This window comes from Acinetobacter sp. KB005, assembly GCF_049949095.1.
Classification (GTDB): domain Bacteria; phylum Pseudomonadota; class Gammaproteobacteria; order Pseudomonadales; family Moraxellaceae; genus Acinetobacter; species Acinetobacter calcoaceticus.
Genome location: NZ_CP188191.1, coordinates 1,889,990 through 1,912,348 on the forward strand (window position 1 = coordinate 1,889,990; position 22,359 = coordinate 1,912,348).

Below are 22,359 nucleotides of genomic sequence, written 5' to 3' on the forward strand. Positions count from 1 at the left end.
TAAAAATATTTAAAACTAAAAGGTGCCTATAGGGCACCTTTTATGTATGGAAAAGCTAAATTAAGTAGTTTTGATTGTGCTTGTGCATTTGGATGAATCAAATCATTTTGCATAAGCTGTTTTTGACCAGCAACGCCATCTAGAAAAAACGGAAGTAATTTCACCTGATATTTTTGGCTTACAACTTTATAATTATTTTCAAAAGCTTTGCTATATGCAGCCCCATAATTTGGCGGAATTTTCATACCAAAAAGAATAACTTTGGCTTTTTGTTTTTGGCTTAATTGAATGAGCTGATCCAGATTTTTTTGAATCATTTGAGGTGGTTGCCCACGCAAGCCGTCATTTCCGCCTAATTCAATCACGACTACATTTGGCTTATAGGTCTGCAATAATTTAGGTAATCGTGCCAAAGCTCCGCTTGTTGTTTCTCCACTAACACTTGCATTGACCACTTTGTGTTGTTTGGGATACTGTTGGTCTAAACGTTTTTGCAGTAGTTGTACCCAACCTTGTTTGGGATCAATTCCGTAACCGGCACTAATACTATCTCCTAAAATTAAAATAGTTTTCGCCGATACAAGCATGGGCAGCATACTTAATGAGATGAGCATGATGCTTTTAGAACCAATCAAAAAAGATTTATACATTTGTACTTCGACCCTGATTCTGAATACATAGGACTTTTCACATCATGCCACAACCCATCATTGCTGCCCATCAAGTTACACAAACTATTCAGATCAACCAAAATCAGTTTACGATTTTAAAAGATATCGATTTAGAGATATTTGAAGGGGAACAGGTAGCAATTACAGGACGTTCTGGCTCAGGTAAATCAACCTTACTCGGAATTCTAGCGACTTTAGATCAACCGTCTGAAGGAGAAGTGTGGCTATGTGGTCAAGCAGTACATGAGTTAACAGAAGAACAACGCGCTCAAATTAGAATGCAGCATATTGGTTTCGTATTTCAGTCTTTTCAGCTTTTACCTCAGTTGAGTGCGCTTGAAAATGTGATGTTACCTTTACGGTTACGTAAAGATTTCGATTATAAAACCGCAGAGAAAAAAGCGTTAGATTGGTTGCATCGAGTGGGGCTTGGTCGTCAGGTAGAGCAAACTCCTAAAGTCCTATCTGGAGGAGAACAGCAACGTGTGGCAATTGCGAGGGCGCTCATTGCAGAACCACAAATTATTTTTGCAGATGAACCGACCGGAAATTTAGATGGTCAAACAGCTCAAGAAATTGAAAATCTGCTTTTTGATTTAAATCGAGAGTTAGGTACAACCCTTATTTTGGTTACACACGACCGTAACTTAGCAAGCCTTTGTCAGCGCCATGTTGAGTTAGATGATGGCCGATTAAAGACAGTACAGGGTGGTTAAATGATGCGTAATCTTCTCAAACCACTTTTACTTCAAAGTTTCCGCACGGGTGGTCTATATCTACTCATTATTGCTCTTTCACTTGCGATTAGTGCCACAACCGCTCTGAAGTTTAGCAATGACCAAGTTAAAAATGCTGTCAGTTTACAAGCCTCGCAAATGTTGGGTGCTGATTTAGTTCTATTGAATAACGAACCGATAGAACAGTCATGGAAAAAAAGAGCAGAGCAGCTTGGTTTTAAGCAAACCAATGTCACTATGTTTAGTTCTATGGCCCATACACAAGATCAGTTTGTCATGGTCAACGTGAAAGCGATAGAGCCTTTATTTCCGTTAAGAGGACAGCTTGAAATTGAACCAACTACGCAAGGAATTAGGTCTGGTGAGGTGTGGTTAAGCCAAAGGGCGGCAGATTTATTAAAAGTAAAACTGGGTGATGCTGTTTCTATTGCGGATGGTACATTTCGTTTTAGTGGTGTGATTGTACGTGATTCAAATCAAGAGTTAGGTTTCTCAGGCTTTTCTCCCACGGTTATTATCCATCAATCTGATATTGCTAAAACTCATGCAATTCAGACAGGCAGTAGAATTGACTATCGTTTATTAATGGCGGGTAAACCAGAACAGGTACAGACTTTTGCTAAGCAGTTTAAACAACAACATCAAACCACTAAAGATTTAGACGAAACAGCGGGTTTACGGTTACGCGATGCAAGTGAGTCGAATAGCAGATTATTACGTCCACTTGAAAACCTTGATACCTTTTTGCAATTGGCTAATATTTTAACGATTTTATTGTGTGGTATTGCCATCGCTTTAACGAGCCAACGATATGTTCAACAAAACCAAGATCACATTGCGCTCATCCGGTGTTTAGGGGGAAGTAAATTCCAAATTTTATTGGCATATATTGGATTACTTTGTGTTGTTAGTGCGATTTCGATTGTTATAGGAAGCCTATTGGGGCTGATATTGGGCTATGGTCTGCTTCAACTCATGTTGCAATTGATTCCTCAATTGGAATTAAGTTTTTCGGTAATACCACTTTTGCTTGGGCCTTTACCAATCGCCATTTTTACGAGCGTGATTGTTTTGCTTGGGTTTATCTTGCCAAGCATTTGGGAGCTTTTAAATACCCCACCAATTCGAGTTATTCGTGAACAAGCAAAATCTCGAAAATCATTATTTTTTATGTTTTTTGCAGGCATTAGTAGCCTCATTGTTTTTAGTTTGGTGTTGAGTGAAAACTTGATGCTCAGCATTATGGTTTTGGCTGCGATTATCGTTCTTTGTATTTTGCTTTACACCGCTGTCTGGTTATTGCTTGGTAGCCTAAAAAGGATGAAAAATCGTTTGTCTTTTTATATTCGTTCTCCTTCCCAAAGTGCATTACAGATTACTGCTCTAGCTTTAGGATTAAGCCTTATTACAGTGTTAAGTGTATTAAGAACTGATTTATTAGAGCGTTGGCAGCAACAATTGCCAGAAGGAACGCCTAATCAATTTGTTTATGGTTTGCCTCCATTTGATTTAAAAGATTTTGAACAACAGTTGAAACAAAATGGTTGGCAGAGCACACCTTTATATCCAAATATCCGAGGCCGATTGCTAGCAAAAAATGAGGTACCTTTTTCTGAAGAAGCCATAAAACAAAATAATTCTTTACGTCGTGAGTTAAATTTAACTCAGTCTAATCACTTACCGAATGACAATGCCATTACAAATGGTCAAGCTCAGTTTAGTGGTGTAGGGCAAGTTTCTGTTGAAAACAAAACGGCTGAAAGCCTTGGTATTCAAATTGGAGATAAGCTTACCTTTAGTTTACCGGAAGGCAATTTACAGGCCAAAGTTGTTAATTTTCGAAGTGTAGAATGGGAGAGTTTTAGTCCTAACTTTTTCTTTATTTTTTCACCAAAAACTTTAGATGAAAACGCTGGAAGTTATTTAGGTAGCTTTTATGTACCAAAGCAAGACCAACCCAAAATGATCAATATCATTCAGCAATTTTCGAATACGGTATTTATTGACGTCGATCGAATTTTAGATGAAGTAAAGCGTTTAATGAATGTTTTAGTGAAAATTGTGACTGTGCTGGCGGCTTTAGTGGGTTTCTCTGGGGTTTTAGTACTGATTGCATGCTTAAACTTATTAATGGATGAGCGACGCCGTGAAGTTGCTTTGTTACGTTCATTTGGATTGTCTAAAAATAAAATGAAACAGATGCTCAGTCTTGAAGTTGGATTTTTAGGATTATTAGCAGGCATAGTTGCCTGCTGTTTTGCAGAAGTGATTAGTGCTATTGCAAGCTATAAAATGAATATGGCACTACAGTGGCATATTGAAATATGGTTGATTTTACCAGTTGGCATGATGCTGGTTTGTGCCCTGATAGGTCGTTATCGACTAGGCTATCTTTGCAACTTACCACCTTTACAAAGCTTAAGAGAACTAAATCAGCTGTAGCTTAAGGAATAATGCCGGGGTTCTGGATGATGATTTCATGCCATAAAGGAAGTAAAGGTGAGTTGAGTTGTACACAGTACATATAAAAACCACCTGTAATTACAACTGCTCCTAATAAGCCTACAAGTTTGAGCGTATTTTTAAATTTGCTGACATAACTTAAGTACCACATCAGCGCAAGAAATGCCCCAATAATAATGCCGCCAATATGTGCGGCATTATTAATTCCCGTTGCGACAAAACCAAAAATAAGGTTGATTGCCATAATCATTAATAATGCTTTTTTATCGAGTATGTAGGCTTGATGAGGTAGCGGTGGAAATAAAGAAAGCACTGTTAACGCAGCACCTAATCCCATCACAGCACCCGAAGCACCTGCACTGACATGAGGAAGCAAGCTCTGGTCAAAATGTTGCAGCAATTCATGTCCATTTTGAATCGTCATATAACTACTTAAAAGGCTACCAAATAAGCCAGCGAGTAAGTACATCCCGATAAAATAGAAGCGACCAAATAGTGACTCAGCAACATTACCGAAAATATAGAGGGCCCACATGTTAAGCATGAGATGAACTAAACCAAAATGAAAAAACATGCTGGTAAATAAACGTTCGGGCTGCCCAGAAAAAGTAAGTGGTGTAAAATCAGCTCCCCAATGAATGGCATCTTTCATGGCTGGGTCACTAATATCGACGCCAGAGACAATTTGCCAGACAAACAAACCTACATTGATTGCGATGAGTAGGGCGGTCAGCCACCAATTTTGTACATTGAGTTTACGATTAATGTGCGGAGGCTGATATTGAGTCATGCTATGCTTTTGTTATATATGAACATGCTTTACAGCTTAACATGAAAAAAGTTGAATACAGGAGATCAGGACGAACATGAAAGCTTTTATTGTTCGCGTGTTGTTAATTTTTATTGGGGCGATTCTCCTTATTCAACTTTGGATTTTTTCGAGTTTGGTCTGGTGGCGGACACATGAAGTGGATACCACCATGTTCATGCGAATTGATTATTGGTCTGATACATCAGAGCCAATTGTCCATCAGTGGCTTGATTATGATGATATTAGCGACAATTTCAAACATGCGATTTTAGCGGGTGAAGATGCAAAATTTATCCATCATCATGGTTTTGACTGGCAGGGTATTCGTTTTGCCCTTGAACGAAATAATGAAGAGGGGGAAGTGGTTGCGGGTGGTTCTACCGTATCTCAACAACTTGCAAAGAATCTTTTTTTATACAATAAGCGTTCGTTTATTCGTAAAGGTCAAGAAACAGTCGCGACTTGGATGATGGAACGCATGTGGTCAAAACGCCGAATTCTTGAGGTGTATATGAACTCGGTTGAATTCGGCAAAAATCTGTATGGTATTGAAGCAGCTGCTCAACATTATTATGGTAAAAGTGCTAAAAGCCTAACGCGTGAACAAGCTGCTTTCTTAGCCGCATTATTGCCTGATCCGAAATATTATCAAGATCACCGTAACGATCATAAACTACAATATAGAAAACGCGTTATTTTACGTTATATGAATAGCACCCAGATTCCTGAATAATGCTGTTTTAAAGATGTGTTAATTTTTTAGTTTTTACCAAATTGTCATATTTTTGCAGCATACTGGTTTATAGAGATTTTGGCTGGATAGAGAATTGAGTTAGACATGAATACAGCGATTACACCAACAACGACCCCAATAGAATATAGTTATAATGACCGTTATATAAATCGTGAATTGTCTATTCTTGATTTCCATTTGCGTGTATTGGAACAAGCGGTAGACCCTTTACATCCCTTACTTGAGCGAATGAATTTCTTACTCATTTTTTCACGTAATCTCGATGAGTTCTTTGAAATTCGTGTTGCCGGAGTGATGGAGCAATTTTCTCTAGGCAATGAGAGTCGTAGCCCAGATGGTCTTACGCCAAGACAGGTCTTACAAAAAATCTCTGAAACTGCTCATGCTGCGATTGAGCGTCAATATCGTATTTTAAATGAGGAAATCTTACCTAAGCTACGTGAAGAAGATATTTGCTTCTTACGTCGTGGTGAGTTAACTCCAGCCCAGTCTGCTTGGGTAAAAAAATATTTTCAGGAACAAGTTGCGCCTGTTTTAACACCAATTAGCTTAGATCCAGCACATCCATTCCCACGACTTGTGAATAAAAGCCTGAACTTCATTATCACTCTTGAAGGTAAAGATGCTTTTGGTCGTCAAATTGATTTGGCTGTTGTGCCTGCGCCACGTTCATTACCTCGCGTTGTACGACTACCAGATGAATTAACGGGTGGTAAAGAACATCATGTGATGTTATCGGCAATTATTCATGAGCATGTGTCTGATTTATTCCCGGGAATGACAGCAACTGGATGTTACCAATTTCGCGTTACACGTAATGCAGACTTGGCATTGAATGAAGATGTTGAAGACTTAGCTAAAGCATTAAAAGGTGAATTAAGTTCACGCCGTTTTGGTCGTGCCGTTCGCTTGGAAGTAACCCATAATTGCCCACAGCATATTTATGAGTACTTACTGGAAGAGTTTGATTTAACCGATGAGCAATTATACAAAGTTGATGGTCCTGTAAACTTAGCTCGTCTGGTTTCAAATTTTAAACGCCCTCATTTACGTTATGACTCGCATACGCCAGTTGTGCCTAAAGTGTTTAAAAAGACTGAGAGTATTTTCTCGGCAATGCAAAAACAGGATATTTTACTTCATCATCCGTTTGAGTCTTTTGCGCCAGTTATTCAATTGCTACGCGAATCTGCACGTGATCCGCAAGTCTTAGCAATCAAACAGACGCTATATCGTAGTGGTGCTAATTCTGAAATTGTGCAAATTTTGGCTGAAGCCGCTCGTAATGGAAAAGAGGTTATTGCAGTCATTGAGTTGCGTGCTCGCTTTGATGAAGAATCCAACATTGAAGTAGCGAACGTTTTACAAGAGGCTGGGGCAGTCGTTGTTTATGGCATAGTCGGTTATAAAACCCACGCCAAAATGATCATGGTGGTACGCCGTGAAAATAATAAACTGGTGCGTTACGTTCATTTAGGAACAGGTAACTACCATGCGATGAATGCTCGAATTTATACAGATTATGGTCTCATGACCACAGATAAAGATCTGTGTGAAGACGTACACCGTATATTCCAAGAACTGACTGGCATGGGCAAAATGGCGAAATTGAAAAAGCTATTACATGCGCCATTTACCTTACATGCTCAGCTTATTAACTTTATTGATGAAGAAATTGCAAATGCTAAAGCAGGACGTAAAGCTCAAATCATTGTTAAAGTAAATGCGTTAACCGAAGTTCAGTTAATCAATAAATTGTACGAAGCTTCTCAGGCGGGTGTTCAGATTGACCTGATTATCCGTTCGATTTGTTGTTTACGTCCGGGTTTGCCTAACTTATCAGAGAATATTCGAGTGCGTTCAATTGTAGGACGTTTCCTTGAGCATACGCGCGTTTATTACTTTAGTAATAATGGTGATGCACGTATTTACTGTTCAAGTGCAGACTGGATGGACCGTAATTTATTTAATCGTGTTGAAGCGTGTTTCCCTGTTGAAGACCCTGCGTTGAAAAAACGTATTTATCAACAAGGTTTGGTGAACTACTTACAAGATAATCAACAAGCATGGCTGTTACAAGGTGACGGTACTTGGATCCGTGCTGAGCCAGCTGAGGGTGAAAAGTTGCATAATGCTCAAAGGGCATTATTGGAAATCATTAAATAATGAACTCTCAAGATTAAATAAAAGCCGACATTTTGTCGGCTTTTTTAATTAACTGAAATTCAAAGTAATTTAGTTAGTTTTTCTAAATGGTTGCTGGATAAACGACAATAATTTGAAGCACTGCAATATGTTTTTAAAATATGTGATTTTTTACATAAAACATTGAATTTTAAAAATATACAAATCACAAAAAATCTACTTTAATACGGCGCATTAAATATACTTAACTTTGGTAAATGAATAAGATGCAATGCTTTATTAGAAGTTTACTTATTAAAATACTTTTGGGGATAATGCCAGTGACCGCCTATGCAGATCAGAAGTGTTATGGGGATATCATCGTATTTCAAAGATTTGATGATCAAGCAATATATCCTTATTTTGTAAATCCTTCTAATGATAAAGCGAAAAAAAGTGGGGAAAAAAATAAAACAATAGTCATCCAAAAAAGAAAACCAAAACAAGATGAGTTATTAGCCCAAAAGAAAATTGAAGATGTCCACACAAAAAAAGTAGAAGAAAAGAAAAATTTTGACAGTAAAAAGCAACTTGATGCAGCGATCGCTAAAGAAATTTTGGAAAATGGTGAAAAGAAATGGATGGTACAAGTTGCATTGGCAGCTAATCAAAATAAGGCAAGTGCAGTTCAGTCGCAGTTAGAAGCGAAAGGGTACAAGGTTGTAACCAGTGCAACGACTAAAGGAATACGAGTTATGGTGGACCCTGCAAATGACTATGCTATAGCACAAATTATTAGAGAGAAAATTATTGCTGATAATAGTTTGAATCTGCCATCTGCTTGGGTGTTTAAGTGGGCATCTTTAACACCACAGTAAAATAAAAAGGAGTCCGAAGACTCCTTTTTTTATACATGTTTTATGCGTGCAAGTTGGTTGTAATTTTCTGCATAATTTGCAGTAATACATCGAACTCACTTTGTAATGGTGTACTTTTACGAGTTACTAGCGCTAAAGTGCGGCTCGGTGCATCTTCAATTGGTTTTGCAGTAATCTGATCATTAAACTTGATCATACTATTTTCAATTGCAATTTCTGGTAAAAGCGTAAAGCCTAAATCAGAAGAAACCATTTCCACTAACGTTGGTAAAGAGCTTGCTTTTAAACGGTTGTCGTTTTTACGCTCACCGATAGGGCACGCACTCAAAACGTGGTCACGTAAACAGTGGCCTTCCTCAAGCAAGATTAGTCTTGATAAATCAAGATCATCTAGAGAGTTTGCTTGAAGAGCATTCGTATCTTGTTTACTACATACAAGGTACAAATTTTCTTTCGAAATTTCAGCGACTTTTAGACCTCTAGTGTCAAATGGTAGAGCAAGAACGATCATATCTAGATTACCGTGTTCTAGACGCTCTACAATTTTTTCACTTTGTGCTTCATGCAAATGTAGCTGAATTTTAGGTAGCTGCTGATGCACTTCATTAAGTAAGCGTGTCAGGATAAAAGGTGCAATGGTTGGAATAACACCCAAATGCAAATCACCCGTTAACGGCTCACTCATTTCACGGCTCAAACGCATTAAATCTTGAGCATCTGCTAGTAGTACACGGGCACGAGCAACGACTTGTTCACCTAAAGGTGTTAAACGCACATTCTGACGATCACGTTCTACCAGAACGCCACCTAATAACCGTTCAAGCTCCATGATGCCGCCTGATAACGTCGATTGAGTGACAAAAGAGCGGCGTGCTGCTTCAGTAAAATGCAAAGTTTCCGACAACGTAACTAAATATGATAGCTGTCTTAGTGAGGGTAATGCAGCCATAGTGTCCTAGTCTGATGATTTAAAATGATGCGCAAATAAACCGCTAAGCTGTGGAATAAAATGTGCAGGGATATCATGCCCCATTCCATCAATTAATTCAAACTTAGCACCGGAAATTGCTTTTGCTACAGCCTTACCGTGGCTAGGGGGAAGTAAGCGATCGCGAGAGCCATGTAAGACTAAAGCGGGTTGCTTAATTTCACGGTCCAGTTGTAGTAAGGAGCCTGTACATAATATTGCTAAAAACTGCTGAAGTACACCAGCAGGATAGTAGCTACGTTGATAAAGCTTACGCGCAGTTTGTATTGCTTCAATCTGGTTGATATAACCAGGTGAACCAATCAATTGAAATAGTTTTAAACTATGATTCACAATCCCTTCTTCATCACGTGACTCGGGCTTGCCAATTAAACTCAAAAGTTGTTTTGGAAAAGGTGGTGGTAAAAAAGGCTGGTTATTGCTTGTAAACATGAGCCCTAATTTCTCAACCTTTTCTGGATATTTTGCTGCAAGAATTTGAGCAATCATCCCACCCATTGATGCACCAATCACATGCGCTTTGTTCACGCCTAAACGATCAATAAGCATAGATACATCGTCTGCCATATCATGCAGAGTATAGGGCGCACCCTGATTAGTTAGCCCCAGTGCAAAGCGGCCCATCAATTTAACAGTATTTAACCGTTTACCTTCATGACGTACTTTTGAAGAAAGGCCAATATCACGGTTATCAAAACGAATAACACGAAATCCTTGATCAATAAGCGATTTACAGAAGAAATCTGGCCAAAAAAGCATTTGGGCACCAAGACCCATAATCAGCAAAATGGTTGGATGTTCTGGTTTTCCACCTACTTCTACATGTAACTCAATTCCATTGCCTAAGTTGACTTTGGTTTCTTGCATGAAGGATGTGTACGGTGAAATGTTAAACTGTAAGGCGCTATTCATGTTATTCATTCCTTAAAAGAATACTCTCTAAGTGAGTATTCCTGATACAAACCTTATGCTTGGGCTGGAATAAGATCTGGAACAAGCTTTGTCAAAGCTAAGCGTTGTTTACCTGCGGTTGCACCTAGCAATACAAAACCACGCAATGTTCCTTCATTGTCAATTGCTTTGGCAAGCATACCATCGTCGAATTCTTCTGTTTCCCAGTTCACTTCTACATCAACTGGAGCAGGCAAAACTGTAAGTGGTGCAGCTGGCGTTTTTACTGCAACTGGCATTGCAGGGTAATGAACGGTAGTTTGTTGTCCACTGAGTGTTTTCGCGAGGGCACGAGCTTGTTGCATAATCGGCATAACATATGGAAGTAAAGTACCATTGACCTCTGCGCAATCCCCAATTGCATAGATGTCTGCTTGATTTGTTTCCAGTAAACCATTGGTAATAATTCCACGGCTCGTTTGAATATCTGCACTTTGAGCAAGTGAAATATTTGGCTGTAAACCAATCGCAGAAAGAACAAGGTCCGCAACCAATGTTTGTCCGTTTGCGAGTGTTATCGCATAATCTTCGCCATTATTAATTTTACTAACTTTTTCAACAGTGGTTCCGAGTGCAAATTTTACTCCAGCTTCCTCAAGATTTTGCTGGAAAGCAGAAGCAATATGTGATGGAAGTAAACGACCTAATGGTTGCGGTGCTAAATCAATGACAGTGATGTCATATTCACTATGAAGTAAGTCGTTGGCAAATTCACAACCAATTAAACCTGCACCTAAAATAACAACACGTTTGTCTTTACGCTGAGCTAGATTTTCACGAAAAGCGCGGTAATCAATGAGTGAGTTCACAACATGAATGTCATCGCTACCATCACCTGCAATTGCAAGGCGAATTGGGTTAGCACCCACGGCTAAAATCAATTTTGAATAGGGTTGCTGAGAAGTTACACCATCTTTTTCAAGAACAAGCTCATGGCGTTCAGCTAAAATTTCTTTCACAAAGGTAAAAGGCTCAATACGCATATTGAGTTGAGTACCCATTTTTGTCGCATCGCCTAAAGGAATTTGTTCAGGTGCTTTTTTACCTGCAAATGCATTTGATAATGTTGGCTTTGCATAGTTCACTGCATCATCCGCACAAATCATCACAAGTTCTTGCTCTGGGTTAAGCTTACGGAACTCACGTGCTAAGGTATAACCCGCCATGCCTGATCCGATAATGACGATAGGATGCATTTTTTTCTCCAGAGTTAGAATTATTTATTTAATACGGTGATTAGTAATATTCGTAAAAAAGACCATGTCGATCATGGCCTTTTACTTTACGTTCTTAGATTTCGATCATTTCGAAGTCAGCTTTTGAAACGCCGCAATCAGGGCAAGTCCAGTCATCTGGAATATCTTCCCATTTTGTTCCAGCTGCAATGCCGTCTTGTGGCCAACCTTCCGCTTCGTCATAAATCCATCCACAAACGATACATTGATATTTTTTCATGAGACTCTCCGCACTGATAAGTTTGCTCAAAGCTGCCTTTCAGTAAAACTATTCCATCTATTAATAATGTAACTACGATCCGGTCAATAATAACCAATGTGCCTTTGATCGGATATCAAATTTTTACGCAGTTCTACATTCAAAGTAAAGTAAATAACGGAGTTTAATCATTCGTAAGCAAAGATGAATGGCAGGTTAGGACAAATAAGTGGTTATTTAGGCAAAACTTCGCCATAAACTAATGCATTCTTAAAATTAATTTTATTGATGAAAATATCTTGAAATAAAGAGCACCTCATAATTTAAAAGATTCATCTCATACGAAAGCTAAATAACAACAAACTATGATGCGATAGAATGTCATTATTAAAACCCCAAATTAAAATTTGCTGTCATTAAGACGGTATAAATCAGGGAAGTGAAATATGGAAAATTTAGTATATGAAGTGGAAATTGCGGCGTCTATAGAAAAAGTATGGGACATACTTTGGAATAGCGAGACATATAATGCGTGGACGAAATTCTTTGCGCCGGATTCATCGATGCGTACCGACTGGCAAATAGGTGGTAAAACTTATTTTCTTGACGGTGAAGGAAATGGCATGGTTTCTACGATTGAACAAATGCAAAAACCGGAAATATTAATTTTTAAACATTTAGGAATGATTAAGGAGGGTAAGGAAGATTTAGAAAGTGAAGAGGTTAAAGGGTGGAGTGGTTCCTTAGAAAAATATTTTCTAACCCAAAAAGATAATATAACCACTCTAAAAGTTGAATTGGCCACCTTACCTGAATATATGGGCATGTTGAAAAGTGGCTTTGTTCAAGGTTTTGAGGTGGTTAAAAAAATGGCAGAAGCAAAATAGAGCTTCGTTTATTTACGCATAAAACCGTTTTTTCAAAAATCAAACTATATAAATCTAAGCCAAATATTTTTTATAAATTTTCATAATGAGATCATTAAGTCGTGAAGGATAGGCCAAGCGATGATGTCCACCTTCAAAAGTTTCGATGTTCATGTAGGGGGCAAGTTTTTCTTGAACCTGATACATATCAAGTTGCTCATCTCCTAACTCTAAATAAGCCATTTTAGGGTTAGAGAGAGTGAGTTCATCTTCAGAAAGTTGAGGATAGTCAGTCCGAAAGTTAGGTGTAAGACTTGGATTCGCCACAATAACAGCTAATTTATGTTGAGCAGCAGTTTTTAGCGCCCAATAGCCTCCAATGCTATGACCCACCAATAAATCTGGTTTGATCGTCTGAATAACCTGATGGTAAAAGTACTCAACAGATGCATAACTTAAGTTACGATAATCGACGTCAATACAAAATTTTTCAGGATGTAAAATGGCATGGAACTTTGTCGACTCACGAGAAGAATCCAAGCCATGTAAAAATAGAATTTTCATTATTTGCTACACAATCTCATTGATAAAATAAAAGGCAAATAGGGCCTTTTGAATATCGAGGTTATTTGGATTTTTTTATATTTTACTAAATGCTTTAAAAAATGATCTTAGCGATTGGTCTAAGTCATTTTGCCTTTAAAAAGTAGTGTTTGGTTCTATAAAATTGTCTTTTTTCATTTTTGTTTGATTGAAATCATTCGAAAAACTCCTGCAATCTGTTAAGATATAGCACTTAATTTTTACTTAATCGAGGCAGAGATGACGCAACAAAACGCTCAATCGACTTCTGAACCAACTATTTCCGAAAACGATTTAATTGCACAGCGTCATGCCAAATTAAAGCAAATCCAAGATGTTGCGAAGGAAACTGGAAAGAGTCCTTGGCCGAATACTTTTAAGCGTGAACACTACGCTGCTGACCTACAAGAACAATTTAAAGATCAGTCGAAAGAACAAATTGAAAGTGCTGAGCATGTCTATGTAAAAATTGCTGGTCGTGTCATGTTAAACCGTGGATCTTTCATGGTTATTCAAGATATGACAGGCCGTATTCAGTTATATGTTGACCGTAAAGGTTTACCAAAAGATATCCTCGAGACCATTAAAGGTTTAGATCTTGGCGACATTATTGCTGCTGAAGGTTATATCGGACGTTCAGGAAAAGGTGACTTATATGTTCACCTTGAAGGTTTTGAGCTTTTAACGAAATCGCTTCGCCCGTTACCAGATAAATTTCACGGTTTAAATGACACAGAAGTTAAGTATCGTAAACGTTATCTTGATTTAATTGTGAATGAAGAAACACGTAAAACTTTTGAAATCCGCGCCAAAGTCGTTGCTGGAATTCGAGCATTTTTAAACAATGAACGTTTCATGGAAGTTGAAACGCCAATGATGCATGTGATTCCGGGCGGTGCGTCTGCACGTCCGTTTGAAACACATCATAATGCTTTGGATATGCCATTATTCTTGCGTATTGCACCTGAGCTTTACTTAAAACGTTTGGTTGTTGGTGGTTTTGAGCGTGTGTTTGAAATTAACCGTAACTTCCGTAACGAAGGTGTTTCAACACGTCATAACCCTGAATTTACGATGATCGAGTTTTATCAAGCTTACGCTGACTATAAAGACTTGATGGCATTAACTGAAAATATGATTGAAAAGTTGGCCTTGGATATTTTAGGTACAACTGATGTGCCTTACCAAGGTGAAGTGTTTAGCTTCAAAGGGCCATACAAAAAAATCTCTATGTTTGATGCGATTTTAGAGAATAACCCACAGTTTACACCTGAAAATGTTGGTGACCGTGAGTTTCTTGCTCAATTTATTCGTGAAGAATTAAAAGAACAAGTTAAGCCAGGTTTTGGTTTAGGTAAGCTTCAAACTATCGTATTTGAAGAAACAGTTGAAACTAAACTTCGTCAGCCAACATTTATTACTGAATACCCAGCTGAAACATCTCCACTTGCTCGCCGTAATGATGACAATCCACATGTTACTGATCGTTTTGAGTTTTTCATCGGTGGTCGTGAATTGGCAAATGGTTTCAGCGAGTTAAACGATCCAATTGATCAGGCTGAGCGTTTCCAAGCCCAAGTTGCAGAGAAAGATGCTGGTGATGATGAAGCAATGCATTACGATGCAGAGTTCGTTGAAGCACTTGAGTATGGTTTGCCACCTACAGCGGGTGAGGGTATCGGTATTGACCGTTTGGTTATGTTATTTGCCGATGCGCCGAGTATTCGTGATGTAATTTTATTCCCACACATGCGCCGTAAAGAAGGTTAATCTTCTAAAGGCAAAAAAAGGCAGTATTTATACTGCCTTTTTTATTACTTTTATATCTCAAAAACTTACCTATCTACACTAACCTTAAGATAGCGTTAAAAAATGTAATTGCACAGTTTAACAATTGCAAAGTTGTGATAAAAAATTTAAGGTGTTGCTCATAAATAACTTTGAGAATTGGCTGGCATGTTTCTAAGAAAAACACTTTCGATTGCAATATTGGCAACTGCTTCATCCGCTATTTTTGCACAAGGTTTGGTGCTAAATAATGAGGACTTACGTACAGACTTAAATTGGTTGAATCAACAAGGTGTTATCAAGATTAGCACCTCAACTTGGCCGTTAAGTGGTGATGAAATCCAGAGAGCACTTTCTCAAGCACAAGTGACGCATCCAGCTCAACAAAAAGTTATTAATTCAGTTCTTGATGCATTAAAAGCAGATAACAATACGGTTAAAGTGGGCGCTTTTGCTGAAACTGATAGCAAAAATATTCCACAAGCATTTGGTGATAACCAAAAAGCTCAATATCAAGGTTCTTTAGAGTTTAATGCAGGTGGTGAAAACTGGGATGCAAAAATCCGAGTAAATGCAGAAAAAGACCCACAAATTGATAATGGGCAAGATGTGAATGTTGAAGGCTCATATGTCGCTGGTAAACTTTGGAATCAGTGGGTAGTTGCGGGTCAAATTCCAACATGGTGGGGTCCTGGGCATGATGGTAGCTTAATTCGTGGTGATGCTAGCCGCCCAGTTTATGGTGTAACAGCACAACGTGCTGTACAAAATGCTTTTGATACAAAATGGTTATCTTGGATTGGACCTTGGCAATATCAAGCTTTTGCTGGTCAATTAGATGACTATAAATCAGTTCCAGACGCTAAGTTAATTGGCTTGCGCGTAACTGCACAACCATTGCCATATATTGAGTTAGGCGCATCGCGTGCTATTCAATGGGGTGGTGATGGACGTCCTGAAAGTTTTAGTTCTTTGTGGGATGCATTTGTCGGCAATAAAGACAATGGCGGAACTGGTGAAGCAGATCCATCAAACCAAATTGCTGGCTTCGACGGGCGTTTATTATTACAACCGCTATTCCAAGTTCCAGTTAGTATATATGGACAATATGTAGGTGAAGATGAGGCGGGCGGTTTACCTTCTAAGAAAATGTACTTAGCAGGTGTGGACTATTCATCTAGCTACAATAACTTGCCTTATCAACTTTATGCAGAATGGGCAGACACACGTACGAATGGTGATGTAAGAGGTATCTCTTATGCGCATTCAACTTATAAAGATGGTTATTACCAACATGGTTACCCATTAGGCCACGCGATGGGGGGTGATGGACAAATGTATTCAGTGGGTGGTGATATCCGCTTTGATGTCATGAACCGTTTAAGTGGTCGTGCTATGGTGGTTAAAGTCAACCAATCTAACTTGGCCATCAATAAAGCATTCCCTAAAGATGATGAAATTAAAGCCCTTGATCTAACTTGGACGCATTACATCAAACCTGATCTTCCATTAAAAATTAATGGCTGGGTAAGTGATTCTGATCTAGAAGGTAATGACGCGGGCGCATCTATTGGTATTGAAATTCCATTAGAACGTAAAATGTTCGGTTTCTAAGATTAGATGATGTTTTAGAAAAGAGAAGCTATCAAAGCTTCTCTTTTTTTATGGTTTTTAGAGAAATCTAAAGAGTAGAACATGATTTGCTTAAGTTGGCTGCACAAGCTACGATTGCAAAGTTGTGCAAGTGAATCAGCATATTATATGTATATGATGAAATCGAATATCAATATGAAAAAACAAGCAAAAGGAATCGGTTTTAAATCACTATAATGCATAACTAATGCTATAAGCCATATAAAGGCTTGTGGTTGGATTATTTATCACGAAAAATTGGAGTTGTTATGGCACTCGTTCCTCCACATGGTCTTCTACGTGGTGGTTTAATACCACTTCTAGATTTTATGGGCAAAATGGATAGAGAAGGACGTGTTCATGACTGAATCAAGACTCACACATCTCAAGCAACTTGAAGCTGAAAGCATTCATATTATCCGTGAAGTTGCTGCTGAATTTGAAAATCCGGTAATGCTTTACTCAATTGGTAAAGACTCTGCGGTAATGCTTCATCTTGCGTTAAAAGCGTTTTATCCAGCTAAACTTCCATTCCCATTATTGCATGTAGATACTGGGTGGAAATTTAAAGAGATGATTTCATTTCGCGATAACATGGCAAAAACGCATGGCTTTGATTTAATCGTTCATCAGAACAAAGAAGGTCGCGAAGCTGGAATCAATCCATTTGATCATGGCAGTTCAAAATACACTGATATTATGAAAACCCAAGCTTTGAAACAGGCTTTGGATAAATATCAATTTGATGCTGCTTTTGGTGGTGCACGCCGTGATGAAGAAAAATCACGTGCGAAAGAACGTGTTTACTCATTCCGTGATAGTAAGCATCGTTGGGATCCGAAAAACCAGCGTCCTGAACTTTGGAATCTTTACAATGGTAAAGTGAACAAAGGTGAAAGTATTCGTGTATTCCCTTTATCTAACTGGACTGAGTTAGATATCTGGCAATATATCTATTTAGAAAATATTCAAATCGTTCCTCTTTATTTCTCTGCTGTTCGTCCAGTAGTAGAGCGTAGTGGTACGTTAATCATGGTTGATGATGAACGTATGCGCTTAAAAGAAGGTGAAGTTCCACAGATGAAGTCTGTACGTTTCCGTACGCTTGGCTGTTATCCATTAACTGGTGCAGTTGAGTCTGAAGCAGATACGTTACCTGAAATTATCCAAGAGATGCTTTTAGCCACGAGTTCTGAGCGTCAAGGTCGTATGATTGACCATGATGAAGCGGGCTCAATGGAAAAGAAAAAGCAAGAAGGCTATTTCTAAGACAATTTCTAAATTTGTGGAGTTTGAGCAATGTCTCATCAATCAGAATTAATCAGTCAAGATATCTTGGCCTATTTGAAGCAACATGAACAAAAAGACCTTCTGCGCTTTTTGACTTGCGGTAACGTGGATGATGGTAAAAGTACTTTAATTGGACGTTTACTCTACGACTCAAAATTGATTTATGAAGATCAATTGCAAGCTGTAACACGTGATAGTAAAAAAGTAGGAACTACAGGTGATGCACCAGACTTGGCATTACTTGTAGATGGCTTACAAGCTGAGCGTGAGCAGGGTATTACCATTGATGTGGCTTACCGCTATTTCTCGACAGAAAAGCGTAAGTTTATTATTGCTGACACACCTGGGCATGAGCAATATACCCGTAACATGGCAACAGGCGCATCGACAGCTGATCTTGCAATTATCTTGATTGATGCGCGTTATGGTGTACAAACTCAAACTCGTCGTCATACGTTTATTGCTAGTTTACTTGGTATTAAAAATATCGTTGTTGCTATTAATAAAATGGACTTGGTTGAGTACTCTCCTGAACGCTTTACTGAAATTCAGATTGAATATGATGCTTTCGTAAGCCAATTGGGTGATCGTCGTCCAGCCAACATCCAGTTTGTTCCAATTTCTGCTTTAAATGGCGATAACGTAGTAAATGCTTCTGAGCATACAGCTTGGTACAAGGGTCAAACCTTGATGAGCATTCTTGAATCTGTGGAAATTAGTCGCGAATCAAACAAACACGAATTCCGTTTCCCTGTTCAATATGTGAACCGTCCAAACCTCGATTTCCGTGGTTTTGCTGGTACTGTTGCTTTGGGTGAAATCAATGTTGGTGATGAGATTGTTGCATTACCATCAGGTAAGCGTTCAACAGTTAAAGAAATCGTTACTTTTGATGGAAATCTAGATCAAGCTGTTGCGGGTCAAGCTGTTACATTAACGTTGAATGATGAAATTGATATTAGCCGTGGTAACGTTTTGGTACGTGCTGGCGAACAGCCATTAATTTCACGCAGTGTTCGTGCTTCAGTGGTATGGATGAATGAACATCCGCTCGTGAAGGGTAAGTTGTACAACGTTAAAATTGGTACACAGACTGTTCCTGCCAAAGTGACTAACATTCACTATCGTGTGAATGTGAATACGCTTGAGCATACTCAGGTTGAAGAGCTTGAGTTAAATGCAATTGCGGACGTTGTTGTTGAGTTTGATGCGCCAGTCGTATTTGACCAGTATCAAGATTCACGATACACAGGTTCATTTATTTTCATTGACCGTTTAAGCAATGTAACGGTTGGTGCTGGTATGGTTGAGTCTGCGGTAGAGTGGACTGCGCATAGTAATCCTGTTACTGCTGAAGACCGTGCTGCACGTTTAGGCCAAAAGCCAGCAGCAGTTCAAGTTTCTGCAAAAGCACTCGAGCAAGCTCAAGTCATTGAAAGTTCGTTAATTCAGCAAGGCGTAGTTGCTATTGCTAAAGTTGATTTAACGGAAGAACAAGTTGCTTTGCTCCGTCAAACTGGCGTAACTGTTTTGACTACTGTAGCTGAAGGTACTGATACTAGCATTACTACTGAAAATGTAGATGAGTTGGTTGAACAAATTATTGCATTAGTCCGTCTTTAATAGGCTGAATTGATTTTGAAAAAACCCGCGTAAGCGGGTTTTTTTTATTGGGTTTAGAAAATACTTTGAGTTTTTAAAGTTAAATATTCTCTTAAATCTTTAGGATAGCTCTGAATCATCTTTAAAAATATATCTCGATCGCCTTGATATAAGGCGCGTGTTGCTTCTTCGTAATTTGGCATATTACCCAACATGGCAGACATAAAACGGTCGATGGCTTGTTTAGCGAGCATAATATTACCTTCAGAATTTGGGTTATTTAACTCTTTATCAATTAACTTACGAATTACTGCTGATGCACTCGCACTTTGTTGATCTAACCAATCCCAATGTTTTTTCTGTAAAGTGATTTCACGAGAAATTACTCCGAGTTTAGGTCGTCCAACTTTTTTAATTTCTTCCGGTTCAGCATAACGTTGTTGAAATTCTTGTTCTGAACCAGAAAGATCAAGATCAATTTGTTGACCTGTTTGATCGTTAAAAATCAGAATATTTTCCGTTGGTTTCGGAAGATCCTTAAGTGTTTTTGCAAGTTCAACTAGGGAGTCACTCGCAATAAGCGTACTTCCAGTGAAAGCAGTATAGGTAATTTTAGTATTCATTTTAGCTGCATATTTTTATCTGGGTAAAATAATATTATCAGGGTAAAATTAATTTGGCAAATAATTAAAATTATAACCAAAGAATTATTTGATTTTATGAGTGTAGTCTATGAAGTTAGGACTATAAAAATAGTCAAGATAATAGGCTATTTAAAATTTTACTCTGCTTTAGTAGTGCTTTTATGAGAGAATATGCCTTTAGTTGTATGTATAAGGACTCCTATGTTTGAGCAATCTCCTGAATCTTTAAGCGATATCGAAATTTTAGACATTTTACAGTCTATGAAAAAAGATAAGCTAGATACGGAAGCAAATGAGATTATCCGTAATGGGGGGAAAGCTGGGCGTCAAGAAGCACATAAACAGGCTTTAGTTGCATTGAATGCAAACTTTGAAGAAAAGTTTGTAGAAGCTGCTACGCTGGCATTAGGCTTGAATTCAGGTCAGGCGAAAAAGATTCGTTATAAAAAAGACCGTATCCGTATTTTTAAAGCACGTGGTATTGATTATTTAGCTATTGATGGTGCAGAAACCGCTCAGGTTTTAGCTCAAGTTGCTCAAGCGATTAGTCGTGAAGACGCGATCGTGACTGAAGGTCTACACAATATTTTTCCATTTTGGAAAGAAGGTTGGCCAATGGTTCAGTTTGATAATGCTTATAAAATTTTAGAAGAAGACATTACATTGCATTTTAACATTGTGTTAGATCACTTAATTGAATATGTACAGAAATAAAAAAAGCCCCGATTGGGGCTTTTTTATTGCATATGAATAATTAAAGCGTGCTAAAGAGTGGGAAAACACCAATCACTAAAGCAGTACCCATTAATACCATACACGTTATGAATGCCCACTTTAAAGTGAACTTTTGATGGTCGGCAAAATCGACTTTAGCAAGACCACATAACAAATAGGTTGATGGAACAAGAGGTGATAGTAAGTGTACAGGTTGACCTACAATCGAAGCGCGAGCAATCGCTTCTGCACTAATACCATAATGTGAAGCGGCTTCAGCAAGAATAGGTAAAACGCCATAGAAGAAAGCATCATTTGACATAAAGAATGTCAAAGGCATACTCACTAAAGCTGTGATCGGTGCAAGATATGGACCCATGCTTGGAGGAATCATTGCGACGAACTCTTTAGACATCGCCTCAACCATACCTGTACCAGATAAAATTCCTGTGAAAATACCTGCTGCAAAAATTAAGCCCACAACAGCTAAGACACTATCTGCATGCATTGCAATGCGCTTTTTCTGCATATCAACATCAGGGTAGTTAATGAGCATTGCGATACAGAACGCTATCATAAACAACACAGACATAGGCAAAATGCCTTTGATCAAAGCAATCATAAGAAGGATGGTAAGCACCATATTTACTTTGCGTAAATGTGGGCGGGTCGCTTCAGGATCTTTCGATACAGTAATATTGTCGCCATGGTGAGTTTCAAGCTCAATAACGCCTAAACGTTTTTGCTCGTAACGACCATATAAGTACGCCAAGAAAAATAACCAACCAATACTAATGACCATAGGGATAATCATTGGTACGAAAATGTGGCTTGGGTCAATTTGCAGGGCGCTTGCAGCACGAGCTGTAGGGCCACCCCATGGTGTTAGGTTCATTACACCGCTACATAACAGCATAAGTGCAGTCATGATGAGCGTATTCATTCCTAAGCGTTGATAAAGTGGCAACATTGCAGCCACACAAATCATATATGTTGTTGAGCCATCACCATCTAAAGAAACCATTGTGGTTAAGAACACGGTTCCCATTGTGATTTTTAAAGGATCGCCTTTAACCTTTTTTAAAATCCATTTAACTGGTGGATCGAAAAGACCTGCATCGATCATTAAGGCAAAATATAAAATTGCGAATAAAAGCATTACGCCAGTTGGCGCTAATTTTTTGATGCCTTCTAGCATCATCTCACTGAGACCTTTGAGTTCAATGTGACTCAAACTTTCAAAGTAGTGACCTAGGCCCCAAGCAATAAGAGAAAAAATAAATGGGATGAGAATTAAAGCAATAATAGGGCTTAAACGTTTGGACATGATTAAGTACATGAAGCACAAAATCATGCCAACACCAAGTAATGTCAGCATACAATCAATCCTTTGCCTATAGTTTTACTGAACAAGTTTATTCAAAACTCTG

General features: G+C 38.4%; 22 protein-coding genes. 12 read left to right on the forward strand and 10 right to left on the reverse strand.

The annotated features are described in order from the left end of the window. Positions 1 to 26 precede the first annotated feature (26 nt). A complete protein-coding gene (locus ACPF64_RS09155; RefSeq protein ID WP_080026495.1) occupies positions 27 to 650 on the reverse strand; it encodes an arylesterase in 624 nt (207 codons plus the stop codon). 44 nt (positions 651 to 694) lie between these two features. On the opposite strand from ACPF64_RS09155, the gene ACPF64_RS09160 reads away from it, so the two are divergent. Together ACPF64_RS09160 and ACPF64_RS09165 are read left to right on the forward strand one after the other, a co-directional pair. Further along, complete coding sequence (locus ACPF64_RS09160; protein ID WP_045434585.1) at positions 695 to 1,387, forward strand: ABC transporter ATP-binding protein; 693 nt, start codon at positions 695 to 697, stop codon at positions 1,385 to 1,387. A 3-nt stretch (positions 1,388 to 1,390) separates the two neighbouring features. Next, on the forward strand, positions 1,391 to 3,850 hold the full coding sequence (locus tag ACPF64_RS09165; RefSeq protein WP_426456127.1) for an ABC transporter permease: 2,460 nt from the start codon (positions 1,391 to 1,393) through the stop codon (positions 3,848 to 3,850). 1 nt (position 3,851) lies between these two features. On the opposite strand, the gene ACPF64_RS09170 is transcribed toward ACPF64_RS09165, so the two are convergent. Further along, positions 3,852 to 4,661 (reverse strand): rhomboid family intramembrane serine protease, encoded by an 810-nt coding sequence (locus tag ACPF64_RS09170; protein ID WP_426456064.1) that lies wholly within the window; start codon positions 4,659 to 4,661, stop codon positions 3,852 to 3,854. A gap of 76 nt (positions 4,662 to 4,737) precedes the next feature. On the opposite strand from ACPF64_RS09170, the gene mtgA reads away from it, so the two are divergent. Both mtgA and ppk1 read left to right on the forward strand, forming a co-directional pair. Then, positions 4,738 to 5,415 carry a monofunctional biosynthetic peptidoglycan transglycosylase gene (gene mtgA, locus ACPF64_RS09175; protein WP_426456065.1) on the forward strand — a complete coding sequence of 226 codons (678 nt, stop codon included), beginning with the start codon at positions 4,738 to 4,740 and terminating at the stop codon, positions 5,413 to 5,415. 105 nt (positions 5,416 to 5,520) lie between these two features. Beyond that, positions 5,521 to 7,602, forward strand: coding sequence for a polyphosphate kinase 1 (gene ppk1, locus ACPF64_RS09180; RefSeq protein ID WP_003653056.1), 2,082 nt, complete (start codon positions 5,521 to 5,523; stop codon positions 7,600 to 7,602). A gap of 59 nt (positions 7,603 to 7,661) precedes the next feature. On the opposite strand, the gene ACPF64_RS09185 is transcribed toward ppk1, so the two are convergent. Further along, on the reverse strand, positions 7,662 to 7,790 hold the full coding sequence (locus tag ACPF64_RS09185; protein WP_080026496.1) for a hypothetical protein: 129 nt from the start codon (positions 7,788 to 7,790) through the stop codon (positions 7,662 to 7,664). 57 nt (positions 7,791 to 7,847) lie between these two features. Between ACPF64_RS09185 and ACPF64_RS09190 the strand changes: the two genes are divergently transcribed. Then, a complete protein-coding gene (locus ACPF64_RS09190; protein ID WP_426456128.1) occupies positions 7,848 to 8,438 on the forward strand; it encodes an SPOR domain-containing protein in 591 nt (196 codons plus the stop codon). Positions 8,439 to 8,478: 40 nt separating this feature from the next. Here the strand turns inward: ACPF64_RS09190 and oxyR are convergent, their stop codons facing one another. From oxyR to rubA, 4 genes are all read right to left on the reverse strand, one after another. Beyond that, the gene (gene oxyR / locus ACPF64_RS09195) at positions 8,479 to 9,387 is read right to left on the reverse strand and encodes a LysR family transcriptional regulator OxyR (protein ID WP_005042237.1); all 909 of its coding nucleotides are present in this window, start codon (positions 9,385 to 9,387) and stop codon (positions 8,479 to 8,481) included. Positions 9,388 to 9,393: 6 nt separating this feature from the next. Then, positions 9,394 to 10,338 carry an esterase EstB gene (gene estB, locus ACPF64_RS09200; protein ID WP_005042235.1) on the reverse strand — a complete coding sequence of 315 codons (945 nt, stop codon included), beginning with the start codon at positions 10,336 to 10,338 and terminating at the stop codon, positions 9,394 to 9,396. Positions 10,339 to 10,391: 53 nt separating this feature from the next. Further along, positions 10,392 to 11,573: a rubredoxin reductase RubB gene (rubB, locus tag ACPF64_RS09205; RefSeq protein WP_426456066.1), complete on the reverse strand. Its 1,182-nt coding sequence runs from the start codon at positions 11,571 to 11,573 to the stop codon at positions 10,392 to 10,394. A gap of 94 nt (positions 11,574 to 11,667) precedes the next feature. Next, positions 11,668 to 11,832: a rubredoxin RubA gene (rubA, locus tag ACPF64_RS09210; protein ID WP_000760495.1), complete on the reverse strand. Its 165-nt coding sequence runs from the start codon at positions 11,830 to 11,832 to the stop codon at positions 11,668 to 11,670. Positions 11,833 to 12,257: 425 nt separating this feature from the next. Here rubA and ACPF64_RS09215 point away from each other — a divergent pair, with 425 nt between their 5' ends. Further along, positions 12,258 to 12,698, forward strand: a complete 441-nt coding sequence (locus ACPF64_RS09215; RefSeq protein ID WP_426456067.1) for an SRPBCC family protein — start codon at positions 12,258 to 12,260, stop codon at positions 12,696 to 12,698. Between the two features lie 54 nt (positions 12,699 to 12,752). Here ACPF64_RS09215 and ACPF64_RS09220 read toward each other — a convergent pair whose 3' ends face one another. Next, positions 12,753 to 13,241: a YqiA/YcfP family alpha/beta fold hydrolase gene (locus ACPF64_RS09220; protein WP_005042228.1), complete on the reverse strand. Its 489-nt coding sequence runs from the start codon at positions 13,239 to 13,241 to the stop codon at positions 12,753 to 12,755. Positions 13,242 to 13,499: 258 nt separating this feature from the next. Here ACPF64_RS09220 and lysS point away from each other — a divergent pair, with 258 nt between their 5' ends. The 5 genes from lysS to cysN all read left to right on the forward strand — a co-directional run bounded on the left by lysS (position 13,500) and on the right by cysN (position 19,592). Next, complete coding sequence (gene lysS, locus ACPF64_RS09225) at positions 13,500 to 15,029, forward strand: lysine--tRNA ligase (protein WP_004641802.1); 1,530 nt, start codon at positions 13,500 to 13,502, stop codon at positions 15,027 to 15,029. A 186-nt stretch (positions 15,030 to 15,215) separates the two neighbouring features. Continuing rightward, complete coding sequence (locus tag ACPF64_RS09230) at positions 15,216 to 16,661, forward strand: capsule assembly Wzi family protein (RefSeq protein ID WP_426456068.1); 1,446 nt, start codon at positions 15,216 to 15,218, stop codon at positions 16,659 to 16,661. A gap of 254 nt (positions 16,662 to 16,915) precedes the next feature. Further along, positions 16,916 to 17,047 (forward strand): hypothetical protein, encoded by a 132-nt coding sequence (locus ACPF64_RS09235; protein WP_080026499.1) that lies wholly within the window; start codon positions 16,916 to 16,918, stop codon positions 17,045 to 17,047. Beyond that, the gene (cysD, locus tag ACPF64_RS09240; protein ID WP_004641806.1) at positions 17,040 to 17,948 is read left to right on the forward strand and encodes a sulfate adenylyltransferase subunit CysD; all 909 of its coding nucleotides are present in this window, start codon (positions 17,040 to 17,042) and stop codon (positions 17,946 to 17,948) included. The genes ACPF64_RS09235 and cysD overlap by 8 nt, the downstream gene beginning before the upstream one ends. A 30-nt stretch (positions 17,949 to 17,978) precedes the next feature. After that, on the forward strand, positions 17,979 to 19,592 hold the full coding sequence (cysN, locus tag ACPF64_RS09245; RefSeq protein WP_198078907.1) for a sulfate adenylyltransferase subunit CysN: 1,614 nt from the start codon (positions 17,979 to 17,981) through the stop codon (positions 19,590 to 19,592). Between the two features lie 53 nt (positions 19,593 to 19,645). Here the strand turns inward: cysN and ACPF64_RS09250 are convergent, their stop codons facing one another. Beyond that, entirely contained in the window at positions 19,646 to 20,194 is a 549-nt protein-coding gene (locus ACPF64_RS09250) for a DUF2239 family protein (protein ID WP_426456069.1), read from the reverse strand. 222 nt (positions 20,195 to 20,416) lie between these two features. On the opposite strand from ACPF64_RS09250, the gene ACPF64_RS09255 reads away from it, so the two are divergent. Then, on the forward strand, positions 20,417 to 20,929 hold the full coding sequence (locus tag ACPF64_RS09255) for a hypothetical protein (protein ID WP_005042220.1): 513 nt from the start codon (positions 20,417 to 20,419) through the stop codon (positions 20,927 to 20,929). A 40-nt stretch (positions 20,930 to 20,969) separates the two neighbouring features. Here the strand turns inward: ACPF64_RS09255 and ACPF64_RS09260 are convergent, their stop codons facing one another. Then, positions 20,970 to 22,307 carry a CitMHS family transporter gene (locus ACPF64_RS09260; RefSeq protein WP_017391687.1) on the reverse strand — a complete coding sequence of 446 codons (1,338 nt, stop codon included), beginning with the start codon at positions 22,305 to 22,307 and terminating at the stop codon, positions 20,970 to 20,972. Positions 22,308 to 22,359 lie beyond the last annotated feature (52 nt).